Genomic DNA, 12,237 nt, shown 5'->3' with positions numbered 1-12,237 from the left:
CGCTGGTAAAGGGTTTTCTGTATGGACGGTAAGCATGATGATTTTGACATCAGCTGTGGAACGCGCGATTTTACGCGTCGCCTCAAGACCGCCAATGCCCGGCATACTCATGTCCATTAGCACCACGTCAACGGCATTTGTCCGGCACCACTTAACGGCGTCTTCACCGCACGATGCCTCACCGACGACTCTTATACCCTTTATATCTTCCAGAATGCGTCGTATCCCTGCGCGCACCAGTTCGTGGTCATCAACAAGTAGAACGTTGATCAAAGGAATATCTCCAGAAATAGGGATAACGCTACTGATAGTTAGTCATTCGTATATTAGCGGTTTTTATTGCAACTTTGAAACGTTAAAAATGGTGGGTATTCGATTTTTCTCTCGTTTTTGTCAATTCGATTGTCCACAGTTATGGTCACGCCCGTCACCAACGGCTTACCGGATCGTTTCACAGTAAGCCCTACGATGAAATGTGACAAAAATTGACTTTATTCAGCAAAAATGAAAATCAGCCCGCTGAATATGTAACATTAATTAACCCGAACAATACGGGCAAAAAACATTCATGATAAAAATATTTATTGGTCATTATATTAACGTATTTTATAGCACTGCCGATATCACGCTCAAAAAACAACCACTGCTATTTTTAGCAAAGCTTATGGTATACTCCGCCGCCTTAACATTTTTCACCGCAAATTTTCATTGCAACATGACGAGGAAAATAAATGAGTACGCCTGATTTTTCTACTGCCGAGAATAATCAAGAACTGGCAAATGAAGTCTCCTGCCTGAAAGCGATGCTGACGCTGATGCTGCAGGCGATGGGACAAGCTGACGCGGGCCGCGTGATGTTAAAGATGGAAAAACAGCTTGCGCTGATCGAAGACGAAACCCAGGCTGCAGTATTTTCCAAAACGGTTAAGCAAATTAAACAAGCCTACCGTCAGTAATATAAAACCGGCTGAGAGCGTGCCTTTCAGCCGGTTTTTGCATCTGGCACGCAGAAAGAAAAGCGATCAAATTAAGCCAGTAGCGGCCGCGTAACAGGCCACCTGGGTCTTATTTGGTGCATTGATTTTTTTCTGCATGTTTTTCTGATGGAAATTGACCGTATTCTCAGAGATTGACAAAATCATCGCTATCTCTGCTGATGTCTTCCCTTCCGCCGTCCATTTCAGAATTTCTTTTTCGCGCTTGCTGAAATTCATCTCTGGCGTCATCACTATTTCATCATTTAAACGCATCAGAGCCATCAGACTTTCGCGCACCAGTAACTGCATTTTTAATTGCAGTTCATCACTAAGAATGGGTATTTCGCGAGCGCTGCAACGGGAAAAGGACAAAAAGCCCAACGCCCGATTTGGCAGCATTAAATACTGAGTGACACCGCGGCGTAAACCATGTGCGCGCGCGGCTTCCCATAACGGCTGTGCTTCGCTGAATAAGTCATCATTCCACATTAAATGGCCCTGACTAAAGTTTTCAGGGTTCAGCACCGGATCAATTGCGAGAAAATTTTTTGCCTGATAATAACTAACCCACGACTCAGGGTAATTGGTGTAGAAAGCCACTTTAGGTCGCGTGAATGGTACCGGGTGGCGAACACATAACGAATAGTAATCGTACTCCAGCTGCTGAGCCTGAAGCTCTATTTCATGGTAGACCTCTTCTGCGGCCTCCATCCTCTGAAAACGCAACAGCATCGTGCGACGCCAGCTGAAAAAATCCGTATCCTGCATAGTAAACCGCAACGCCCCTGAGAGTGAGTATCATTTATAATGATAATTCAAACTATCACATAAATAAGATTTATATATAATTTATATTATTCAGGCAATGAATTACTTTTGCAAGCCATCGCATTCTCTTATGTTATTAATGAGTTATGCTGATTTGTTAAGCAGTTTTATCACGCTTGAAATGGCGTCCCGCCCCGACAGGTGAATCGTCGGGGCTGATTTTTTCTTATTATTGCAGCAGAAACTTCTCGAGGAACTGGCGGGTGCGAGGCTGCTGGGGATCAGCAAATAACGCTTTTGCTGCCCCCTGCTCGACTATCCGCCCCTGGTCCATAAAAATCGCCCGGTCCGCAACATCCCGGGCAAAGCTCATTTCGTGCGTCACAATCACCATCGTGCGCTTTTCCTGCGCCAGCTGGCGGATTGTGTTCAGGACTTCGCCCACCAGCTCTGGATCCAGCGCTGACGTTGGCTCGTCAAACAAAATCACCTCAGGACGCATTGCCAGCGCACGCGCAATCGCAACACGCTGCTGTTGACCGCCAGACAAACGACGTGGATAGCTGGTTTCTTTACCGGCCAGCCCAACTTTCGCCAGCAGCTCGCGAGCGCGCGCCGTGGCCTCTTCTTTCGGTTCGCCTTTGACGATCACCGGCCCTTCAATAATGTTTTCCAGCACCGTACGATGCGGAAACAAATTAAAGTTCTGGAAGACAAACCCGACGTGCTGACGCAACTGGCGAATCAGCGATTTTTGCTGACTTAATGAACGTGCAGTATCAATAGTGATATCGCCAACGGTGATCGTTCCCGCTTCCGGTTGTTCCAGCAGATTTATGCTGCGTAGCAACGTGGTTTTGCCGGAACCACTCGGACCGATAATTGCCACCACTTCGCCAGGCTTTACCTCGAGGTCGATACCGTGCAGCACCGTCTGACCGTGAAATTTTTTCACCAGGTTCTTAACTTCAATGGCACTCATTTTGGTTCTCTCTCCTGGCGATTAAGTTGATTCTCAAAATGGTTCTGCAACGTCGATAATACTGTCGCCATGATCCAGTAGATGAGCGAAGCCGCCAGGTACATGGTGAACACCTCCAGCGTGCGCGAGGTAATCAACTGCGCCTGACGGAACAGCTCCGGCACCTGGATTGTCGCGGCCAGCGACGTATCTTTTACCAGACTGATAAAGCTGTTCGACAGCGGCGGCAACGCCACCCGCGCCGCCTGTGGCAAAATCGCGCGACGCATGGTCTGCCACGGCGTCATACCAATACTGGCTGCCGCTTCCCACTGACCTTTATCAATAGAAGAAATGGCGGCGCGCAGTGTTTCGGCGGCATAGGCGGCAGTGTTCAGCGACAGACCAATCATTGCTGACGGAATGGGATCTAATTCGATACCAAACTGCGGCAGGCCGTAATAGATCATAAACAGTTGTGCGATGAGCGGCGTACCACGAAAAATAGAGATATAAAAGCGCGCCAGCCAGCGCACGGGCCAGATTGGCGACAGGCGCATCAGCGCGAGAATAAACCCGAGCAGTAAGCCAAAAAACATGCCGCCGATACTGAGTTGCAGCGTATACCCAGCCCCTTTCAACAGGAACGGCAAGGAATCAATAACCAGTTGTATACTTTCTTGCATGAGCGTTCCCGGAGCTAAACGTGGGGATGATAGGCGAACAGCGCAGGCGCACCGCCGGTATGAATAAACAGAATCGGCCCTTCATCTTTGAAGCGTTTCTGACTGATACCGCCAATCAGCCCCGCCATCGCTTTTCCGGTATACACAGGATCAAGCAGAATGCCTTCCAGCCGCGCCAGCAATTTCACTGCTTCCATGCCTTCGTCGTTCGGCACGCCGTAGCCAGGTGCAAAATAGTCATCCCAGAGTAAAATTTCCGCTGATGCGGTCAGCTCCAGTTCTTTCGCAATCGCCTGTTGTAGGTTAACCACTTTCGGCAATTGATCGGCAACGGAACGCGACACGGTCACGCCAATCAGTTCGCTTTCAGGCATCAGGTGTTCCAGCCCAACAGCCAGTCCGGCGTGAGTTCCGGCACTGCCCGATGCGACTACCACCGACGAAATATTAACCGCCCCTTCACACTGTTGCGCGATTTCCAGCGCACTCTCCACATAACCTAGCGCGCCAAGAGCATTAGAACCGCCAACCGGAATGACATACGGGCGAAAGCCTTGTGCTTCGACTCGCGTCGCCAGCTCTTCCAGTTGGGCATTGGGATCGGTCAGTGCATCGCACATTTCAATCTGGGTATTGAACAGATCCAGCAACAAACGATTGCCGTTGGTTAAATAGTTTTCTGCGGTTGTGCCAATAGGATTTTCCAGCAGCGCCACGCAGTGCAGACCGAGTTTCGCCGCGACTGCGGCAGTCTGGCGCACATGGTTAGACTGGATCGCGCCGGCAGTAATCAGCGTATCGGCACCTTCGCGCAGGGCATCTGCCGCGAGAAATTCCAGCTTACGTAATTTATTGCCGCCCATTGCCATGGGTGTGACGTCATCCCGTTTGATGAAAATTTCCCGTCCAAGATAATCAGAAAAGCGCGGCAGATATTCGAGCGGCGTTGGCGCGCCGATAAACTCCAACCGTGGAAAACGGGTTAAATTATGCAGTGGCATAACAGCCTCCGATGTGTGTTGTTGTGATTTTCTTATTATGCACGCTGAAAACGCGTAAATAAAAAAGGCGCTAGTGAAAGCGCCCTTTTTTGTCATTATGCTGATTATTTGGTCACATCAGCACCAAACCATTTTTCGGAAAGAGCTTGCAGAGTGCCGTCTTTTTGCATTTCCGCAATTGCATCATTCACCGCTTTCAGCAGGTCTTCATTTCCTTTACGCAGCGCCACGCCAGACTCCTGACGGGAGAATGCTTCACCGGTTACTGCCAGCGTATCGTTGGTTTTCTTCACCAGATCCAGCGCCGCCAGACGATCAACGAGGATCGCATCGATACGGCCTACGCGCAGATCCTGATATTTGGTCGGGTCATCATCATAGGTACGCACATCGACGCCCTGAACATTCTGCCGCAGCCACTCTTCATAGTTGGTGCCCAGACCGACACCCACTTTTTTGCCTTTCAGATCAGCAGCCGTTTTAATGGTGCCTTCGTTACCTTTTTTCACCAGCGCCTGAATACCGGAAATGGTGTAAGGGGTAGAGAAATCGTATTTTTTCTTGCGCTCGTCAGAAATGGTGACCTGATTAATCACCACATCAATGCGTTTAGAGTCCAGCGACGCCAGCATACCGTCCCATTTGGTCGGTTTTAGTGACGCCTCAACGCCAAGATGTTTTGCCAGCTGTTGGGCAAATTCCACTTCAAAACCGGTTAATTTGCCGTCATCTCCCTGAAAACTGAACGGCGGATAAGTGCCTTCCAGCCCTACCAGCAGCGTGCCGCGCTCTTTAACTTTATTAAGCAGACCTTCATCTGCAAAACTTTTAACGCTCATGCCCGCAACCAGCGCTACGGCCATCACACCCATCAATGCCTGACGTCCCAGATGTGCTAATTTCATATTTACCCCGAATGTTGTTATGTCTGTTTGCAGTGTAGAGCCATTGTTTGTAAACACAAAAACAACTCCGCTACATCTTATTCTTATTTAATATATATCAGAAGCAGGCAGGCTGGAGGATTTCTGCACAAGTCCGGTACACGTTTGACGCTGATAGTGTTGATACTTCCGTAATGCGATGCGGTAATTGTTGGTGCTGGTGGTGGGCAGCCACGGGGCGAGGATTTCATCAAGGAAACCGTCCTGCAGCGGATCGAGGGAAATATTTTGCTCGTGTAGATGATTCCCCAAACGGCGCAGACGAACGACATATTCACGCACCGTACCAGGGCTCATTTCAGTTTGCTCAAAAAGAAATTGCTTAAAGCCGATAATATCGAAAAAATCACTCTGCGTTTTGCAATGTAAATCACCGCAGAATCGGCACAATGCCGCCCATGATTTTTGTTCCGTTTGCCAGCCATTTTCATCAAGCAGCATGTCCAGGCGGGAAATCTCGATTTTATTCACTATTTTGCCGTCGCGAACGAGGGTAATGCGGTCGAGTAATTTACGGCAATGCGCGCAATGGGTCTGGCTGTGTTTAAAGTCTTTAAGATAGCGGCTTAATGGCCGTCTTTTCAGGTGCTGCACCATCATTAAGAACTCCTGGTAGTCAAAATTAAAGTGCGGCATTTACTGACGTTATAACTTACCCAGTTTAGTGCGTAACCGTTTAATGGCCTGGCTGTGTAACTGACTGACCCGCGATTCCCCGACCTCCAGCACCGCGCCAATCTCTTTGAGATTCAGCTCTTCCTGGTAATAGAGGGTTAATACCAGTTTTTCGCGCTCCGGCAACGTTTCGATGGCTTCCATCACCCGCTGGCGCAGATTACTGTCCAGCAGTTGTTGTAGCGGGTTTTCTCGCTGATGATCATCAGTAACCAGTTCGATGCTATCGCCGTGCTCTTCGCGCCACTCATCGTAGGAGAAGAGCTGGCTGTTATTGGTGTCGAGCAACATTTGGCGATAATCGGCAATATCGATCCCTAAACGTTCCGCTACCTCAGTTTCCGTGGCGTTGCGGCCAAGTTCCTGCTCCAGTTGCCCTATTGCCTGTGCCACTTCACGCGCGTTGCGTCGCACGCTGCGCGGCACCCAGTCACGGCTGCGAAGTTCATCCAGCATAGCGCCACGGATACGCTGCACTGCGTAAGTTGTAAATGCCGTTCCTTGTAGGGCGTCATAGCGTTCGACGGCATTAAGTAACCCAATGCCGCCCGCCTGTAGCAGATCGTCAAGTTCCACGCTCGCGGGCAGTCGAACCTGCAGGCGCAATGCTTCGTGACGCACCAGCGGGACATAACGCTGCCACAGCGAGTGTTTATCCATTACACCTTCAGCGGTATAGAGTGAATTCACGATAAACAGCCCTGCGTTATATGAGTTATCGGCATGATTATCCGTTTCTGCAGGGTTTTTAATCGGACGATTAGTGGGTGAAATGAGGGGTTATTTGGGGGTTACCGGTAAATTGCGGACAGAAAAAACCCCGCCGGTGGCGGGGTTTGAGCGATAAGTGTAAATTAACGCAGCAGAGACAGTACGTTCTGCGTGGTCTGGTTAGCCTGTGCCAGAACAGAGGTACCCGCTTGTTGCAGGATCTGCGCACGAGACATGTTAGACACTTCGGTCGCGTAGTCAGCATCTTCGATACGGCTACGGGCAGAAGACAGGTTGTTTACGGTGTTGCCAAGGTTGGTGATGGCAGAGTCGAAACGGTTTTGTACTGCACCGAGGTCAGAACGCAGATTGTCAACTTTAGCCAATGCTTTGTCGATAGTTTCGAGCGGGTTGGTGGTAGATTGCAACGATTTTGCTGCATCTTCGTTTACCAGAATCGGGCTACCACCTTCTGATTTGCTCAGATACATGACTTTATTGTTACCAGAAGCAGTCTCCGTTATCGTTTTACCATCTGCACTAACATCGTAAGTTGCACCGTTAACAACTAACGTGCTTCCTGTTTTCTTGGCAGCGTTCAGATCAAGATCAGATAGTGTCGCTGCTTTATTTTCAACTTTTGTTGCAGTCAATTGCCCTGCACTATTTTTGTATAGGGCTGTCGTAGGGGCAACGGTTGCACTAGTACCTGATGTATCAGTACTCCCCGAAATAGTGAATTCAACAGCCTTACCATCAACATTGGCGGTTAATTTACCATTACCTTTGGCATCTATAGCGACAGTGCCGGTATTTGTAAATTCGATACCTTCGTAGACAATCTTATTCCCTTGAGCTAAATCTTTAGCAGCCACTGCAAGCTTAGTTGCATCAATCTTGAATTGAGTATCACTGCTGGTCGTAAGTGAACCATCCGCAGTACTCACATAAACTTGTTTGCCATCTTTATCCTGTACTACGCCACTATCTACATTAACAGTATAGTTATCAGTACCGTTAATTTGATAATTATCAGTACCTGTCGCTTTAAATTTAGAAATCAGGTCACTGCCGGTTGCTTTCTGCGCGCCATCGATATTAAAACCGTCCAGGCCGAGAGTTTTCGCATCAATTTTTGCCAGATTGATAGTGATGGTTTCACCATCATTAGCACCAACCTGAATTTTCATTTCATTATTTTCAGCAAGGACTTTCACGCCGTTAAACTGAGTTTGCTCAGATACACGGTCAATTTCTTCCAGACGTTGAGTAATTTCAGCCTGGATAGAAGAAAGATCGCTGTCAGAGTTAGTACCGTTAGTTGCCTGAACAGAAAGTTCACGAATACGCTGCAGGTTGTTGTTAATTTCATTCAGCGCACCTTCAGTGGTCTGCGCAACAGAAATACCATCATTCGCGTTACGGGAAGCCTGAGTCAGACCTTTAATATTTGCTGTAAAACGGTTAGCAATCGCCTGACCTGCTGCGTCATCTTTAGCACTGTTAATACGCAGGCCAGAAGAGAGACGTTCAATGGCGGAGCTCAGAGAAGACTGAGATTTGTTCAGGTTATTCTGGGTCAACAGCGACAGGCTGTTTGTATTAATGACTTGTGCCATGATCTTTTCCTTATCAATTACAACTTGATGTTATTGGGCTGTTGCCCACGGTTTCTCACCGTACCCCTTGTATCGGCACCTGAATTTCGAACTTTAGAAAATTTTAGTTTCTCTCCTGTTTTTTCTTAACGGCTGAAATATCCGTAATATACAACTCTACTCTGCGCATCATCTTCGTGAATCAACTATTAAACTTTGCGCACAAATTGCCGATAACCCGCTTATCTACTGTTTGCAATCAAAAGGAATTAGGTATGGCTTCATTTACATCTCTTGGCGTTGGTTCGAATCTGCCGCTGGATACATTGCTAAACAACCTGACCATCGCTGAAAAAAAACGCTTAAATCCAATTACTCAGCAACAGAGTGACAATACCGCACGTCTGACAGCCTATGGCACATTAAAAAGTGCATTAGAAAAATTCCAGACTGCAAATACTGCGTTAAATAAAGCCGATCTGTTCAAAAGCACTACCGTTACCAGTAGCAATGAAGACCTTAAAGTTTCCACCGAAGCAGGTGCTGCCCCCGGTATCTATACCATCAGCGTAACCCAACTGGCGCAGGCGCAATCTTTACGAACTGATTCCCCGACAATCATTGCATCAACAAAAGATGCACTGGGTGATGAGTCATCAGATACACGCACAATAAAAATTACCCAAGACGGCCGTAAAGAGCCGCTGGAAATCAAGCTCAATAAAGATCAGACGTCATTGGATGAGATCAGCAAAGCCATTAACGATGCCGATAGTGGAATTTCCGCTAGTATCGTTAAAGTCAAAGATGGTGACTATCAATTGGTATTGACCGCCAGTGAAGGTCTGGCCAATAAAATGACCATATCTGTTGAGGGTGACAGTAAATTAAATGATCTGCTGGCTTATGACAGCAAGACCAACACCGGGAATATGAAGGAACTGGTTAACGCGCAAAATGCACAGCTAAACGTTAACGGTATCGATATTGAACGTTCAAGTAACAAAATTACCGATGCTCCTCAGGGAGTTACTCTCGATTTGACCCAAAAAGTCACTGACGTCCGGGTCACGGTGACAAAAAGCAACGATAAAGCAACCGAAGCAATTAAAGGCTGGGTGGATTCATATAACTCCCTCATTGACACCTTTAACACCCTGACAAAATATAAAGAAGTAGACCCAGGTGCTGAAGCACAAGATAAAAATAATGGTGCACTTCTCGGAGACAGCGTTGTACGTACAATTCAAAGCGGCATCCGCGCACAATTTGCAAACGGTGCCAGCGACGGTGCCTTCAAAACATTAAACGAGCTCGGGATTAAGCAGGACGGCACGACGGGTAAGCTGAAAATTGATGATGATAAACTCAAAAAAGTCCTGAATGAAAATACAGCATCCGTACGTGAATTGCTGGTAGGCGATGGTAAAGAAACAGGAATTACCACCAAAATTGCCACCGAGGTAAAAGGTTACCTTGCCGATGATGGCATTATTGATAGCGCACAGGACAGTATTAACGCCACACTGAAAAAACTGACCAAACAGTATCTATCCGTCAGTGCCAGCATTGATGACACCGTGGCGCGTTACACTGCACAGTTTACGCAATTAGATACCATGATGAGCAAACTGAATAACACCAGTACCTATCTCAGCCAACAATTTACTGCAATGAGTAATTCCTGATCACGGAGGTCAGCATGTATACCGCGAGCGGCTCAAAAGCCTATGCACAAATTGGCGTCGAAAGCGCCGTAATGAGCGCCAGCCAGCAGCAGCTGGTCACCATGCTATTTGATGGAGTGCTGAGCGCACTGGTTAGAGCGCGCCTGTTTATGCAGGACAACAATCAGCAAGGCAAAGGCGTCTCTTTGTCAAAAGCGATCAACATCATTGAGAACGGACTGCGGGTGAGTCTTGATGAAGAGAGCAAAGACGAATTAACCCAAAACTTGATTGCTCTTTATAGCTATATGGTCAGGCGCTTGCTGCAAGCCAATTTACGCAACGATGTCTCCGCAGTCGAAGAAGTGGAAGCATTAATGCGCAATATTGCCGATGCCTGGAAAGAGTCTTTACTCTCCCCTTCTTTGATTCAGGACCCAGTCTGATGAACCATGCACCGCATTTGTATTTCGCCTGGCAACAACTCGTCGAAAAAAGCCAGCTCATGTTACGCCTGGCAACGGAAGAACAATGGGACGAACTCATCGCCAGCGAAATGGCGTATGTGAATGCGGTGCAGGAGATTGCACATCTGACTGAAGAGATTAACCCATCCACCACGATGCAGGAGCAGCTCCGCCCGATGCTGCGCCTGATTCTCGACAACGAAAGCAAGGTAAAGCAGTTATTACAGATTCGGATGGATGAACTGGCGAAACTGGTCGGTCAGTCATCGGTGCAAAAATCGGTGTTAAGTGCCTATGGCGATCAGGGCGGCTTTGTGCTGGCTCCGCAAGATAACTTCTTGTGAATCTTAACAAGCTAATGGCTCGCGAATAATCTGATTACGGCTACGCTTCTAATGTTCCCCTTGAATGGAGTCGAAGAATGCGTAATCCCACGCTGTTACAATGTTTTCACTGGTATTACCCGGAAGGCGGTAAGCTCTGGCCTGAACTGGCCGAGCGCGCCGACGGTTTTAATGATATTGGTATCAATATGGTCTGGTTGCCGCCCGCCTATAAAGGCGCATCGGGCGGGTATTCGGTCGGCTACGACTCCTATGATTTATTTGATTTAGGCGAGTTTGATCAGAAAGGCAGCATCCCTACTAAATATGGCGATAAAGCACAACTGCTGGCCGCCATTGACGCCCTGAAACGTAATGACATTGCGGTGCTGTTGGACGTGGTAGTCAACCACAAAATGGGCGCGGATGAAAAAGAAGCTATTCGCGTGCAGCGTGTAAATGCTGATGACCGTACGCAAATTGACGAAGAAATCATTGAGTGTGAAGGCTGGACGCGTTACACCTTCCCCGCGCGTGCCGGGCAATACTCGAAGTTTATCTGGGATTTCAAATGTTTTAGCGGTATCGACCATATCGAAAACCCTGATGAAGATGGCATATTTAAAATTGTTAACGACTACACCGGCGAAGGCTGGAACGATCAGGTTGATGATGAATTAGGTAATTTCGATTATCTGATGGGCGAGAATATCGATTTTCGCAATCATGCCGTGACGGAAGAGATTAAATACCGGGCGCGCTGGGTGATGGAACAAACGCAATGCGACGGTTTTCGTCTTGATGCGGTCAAACATATTCCGGCGTGGTTTTATAAAGAGTGGATCGAACACGTACAGGAAGTTGCGCCAAAGCCGCTGTTTATTGTGGCGGAGTACTGGTCGCATGAAGTCGATAAACTGCAAACGTATATTGATCAGGTGGAAGGCAAAACCATGCTGTTCGATGCGCCGCTGCAGATGAAATTCCATGAAGCATCGCGCATGGGGCGTGACTACGACATGACGCAGATTTTCACGGGTACATTAGTGGAAGCCGATCCTTTCCACGCCGTGACGCTCGTTGCCAATCACGACACCCAACCGTTGCAAGCCCTCGAAGCGCCGGTCGAACCGTGGTTTAAACCGCTGGCATATGCCTTAATTTTGTTGCGGGAAAATGGCGTTCCTTCGGTATTCTATCCGGACCTCTACGGTGCGCATTACGAAGATGTCGGCGGTGACGGGCAAACCTACCCGATAGATATGCCAATAATCGAACAGCTTGATGAGTTAATTCTCGCCCGTCAGCGTTTCGCCCACGGTGTACAGACATTATTTTTCGACCATCCGAACTGCATTGCCTTTAGCCGCAGTGGCACTGACGAATATCCCGGCTGCGTGGTGGTCATGTCGAACGGGGATGATGGCGAAAAAACCATTAATCTGGGAGAGAATTACGG

The 12,237-nt window shown here is 48.0% G+C and carries 15 protein-coding genes and 1 pseudogene; 7 read left to right on the top strand and 9 right to left on the bottom strand.

What is annotated here, in order from left to right; all coding sequences use genetic code 11:
* Positions 1 to 273, bottom strand: a 273-nt coding sequence (locus QZF50_RS19200) for a response regulator (protein ID WP_290388952.1), incomplete at its 3' end; no start/stop codon positions are given.
* 141 nt (positions 274 to 414) lie between these two features.
* Between QZF50_RS19200 and QZF50_RS23755 the strand changes: the two are divergent.
* The 3 genes and pseudogenes from QZF50_RS23755 to yecF all read left to right on the top strand — a co-directional run.
* Positions 415 to 486, top strand: a pseudogene (locus QZF50_RS23755) (transcriptional regulator); the annotation flags it as partial.
* Positions 487 to 568: 82 nt separating this feature from the next.
* A complete protein-coding gene (gene yecU / locus QZF50_RS19195) occupies positions 569 to 745 on the top strand; it encodes a protein YecU (protein ID WP_000590347.1) in 177 nt (58 codons plus the stop codon).
* Complete coding sequence (gene yecF, locus QZF50_RS19190) at positions 732 to 956, top strand: DUF2594 family protein YecF (RefSeq protein WP_000106474.1); 225 nt, start codon at positions 732 to 734, stop codon at positions 954 to 956. Before yecU ends, yecF begins: the two co-directional genes overlap by 14 nt.
* 66 nt (positions 957 to 1,022) lie before the next feature.
* Here the strand turns inward: yecF and sdiA are convergent, their stop codons facing one another.
* The 8 genes from sdiA to QZF50_RS19150 form a co-directional block, all read right to left on the bottom strand.
* Positions 1,023 to 1,745, bottom strand: a complete 723-nt coding sequence (gene sdiA, locus QZF50_RS19185) for a transcriptional regulator SdiA (protein ID WP_001154279.1) — start codon at positions 1,743 to 1,745, stop codon at positions 1,023 to 1,025.
* Between the two features lie 229 nt (positions 1,746 to 1,974).
* Positions 1,975 to 2,727, bottom strand: a complete 753-nt coding sequence (gene tcyN, locus QZF50_RS19180; protein WP_001272994.1) for an L-cystine ABC transporter ATP-binding protein TcyN — start codon at positions 2,725 to 2,727, stop codon at positions 1,975 to 1,977.
* Positions 2,724 to 3,392, bottom strand: a complete 669-nt coding sequence (gene tcyL, locus QZF50_RS19175) for a cystine ABC transporter permease (protein WP_001158220.1) — start codon at positions 3,390 to 3,392, stop codon at positions 2,724 to 2,726. The genes tcyN and tcyL overlap by 4 nt, the downstream gene beginning before the upstream one ends.
* Positions 3,393 to 3,406: 14 nt before the next feature.
* On the bottom strand, positions 3,407 to 4,393 hold the full coding sequence (dcyD, locus tag QZF50_RS19170) for a D-cysteine desulfhydrase (RefSeq protein ID WP_001128219.1): 987 nt from the start codon (positions 4,391 to 4,393) through the stop codon (positions 3,407 to 3,409).
* Positions 4,394 to 4,497: 104 nt separating this feature from the next.
* Positions 4,498 to 5,298, bottom strand: a complete 801-nt coding sequence (gene tcyJ / locus QZF50_RS19165; protein WP_001295643.1) for a cystine ABC transporter substrate-binding protein — start codon at positions 5,296 to 5,298, stop codon at positions 4,498 to 4,500.
* 87 nt (positions 5,299 to 5,385) lie between these two features.
* Positions 5,386 to 5,937, bottom strand: coding sequence for a flagella biosynthesis regulatory protein FliZ (fliZ, locus tag QZF50_RS19160; protein ID WP_001297467.1), 552 nt, complete (start codon positions 5,935 to 5,937; stop codon positions 5,386 to 5,388).
* A gap of 45 nt (positions 5,938 to 5,982) precedes the next feature.
* A complete protein-coding gene (gene fliA, locus QZF50_RS19155; RefSeq protein ID WP_001087467.1) occupies positions 5,983 to 6,702 on the bottom strand; it encodes an RNA polymerase sigma factor FliA in 720 nt (239 codons plus the stop codon).
* 164 nt (positions 6,703 to 6,866) lie between these two features.
* Positions 6,867 to 8,342 (bottom strand): flagellin, encoded by a 1,476-nt coding sequence (locus QZF50_RS19150; RefSeq protein WP_000079818.1) that lies wholly within the window; start codon positions 8,340 to 8,342, stop codon positions 6,867 to 6,869.
* Positions 8,343 to 8,596: 254 nt separating this feature from the next.
* Between QZF50_RS19150 and fliD the strand changes: the two genes are divergently transcribed.
* The 4 genes from fliD to amyA form a co-directional block, all read left to right on the top strand.
* On the top strand, positions 8,597 to 10,009 hold the full coding sequence (gene fliD, locus QZF50_RS19145) for a flagellar filament capping protein FliD (protein WP_000146097.1): 1,413 nt from the start codon (positions 8,597 to 8,599) through the stop codon (positions 10,007 to 10,009).
* A 14-nt stretch (positions 10,010 to 10,023) separates the two neighbouring features.
* Positions 10,024 to 10,434 carry a flagellar export chaperone FliS gene (gene fliS / locus QZF50_RS19140; RefSeq protein ID WP_000287768.1) on the top strand — a complete coding sequence of 137 codons (411 nt, stop codon included), beginning with the start codon at positions 10,024 to 10,026 and terminating at the stop codon, positions 10,432 to 10,434.
* Positions 10,434 to 10,799, top strand: coding sequence for a flagella biosynthesis regulatory protein FliT (fliT, locus tag QZF50_RS19135; RefSeq protein WP_001015028.1), 366 nt, complete (start codon positions 10,434 to 10,436; stop codon positions 10,797 to 10,799). The genes fliS and fliT overlap by 1 nt, the downstream gene beginning before the upstream one ends.
* Positions 10,800 to 10,876: 77 nt before the next feature.
* Positions 10,877 to 12,237, top strand: a 1,361-nt coding sequence (gene amyA / locus QZF50_RS19130; protein ID WP_290388951.1) for an alpha-amylase, incomplete at its 3' end; no start/stop codon positions are given.

The sequence above is a fragment of the uncultured Escherichia sp. genome (assembly GCF_948475835.1).
Classification (GTDB): domain Bacteria; phylum Pseudomonadota; class Gammaproteobacteria; order Enterobacterales; family Enterobacteriaceae; genus ECMA0423.
Note: the sequence above shows the minus strand (reverse complement) of the source record. Positions and strands in the feature narration are given on the sequence as shown.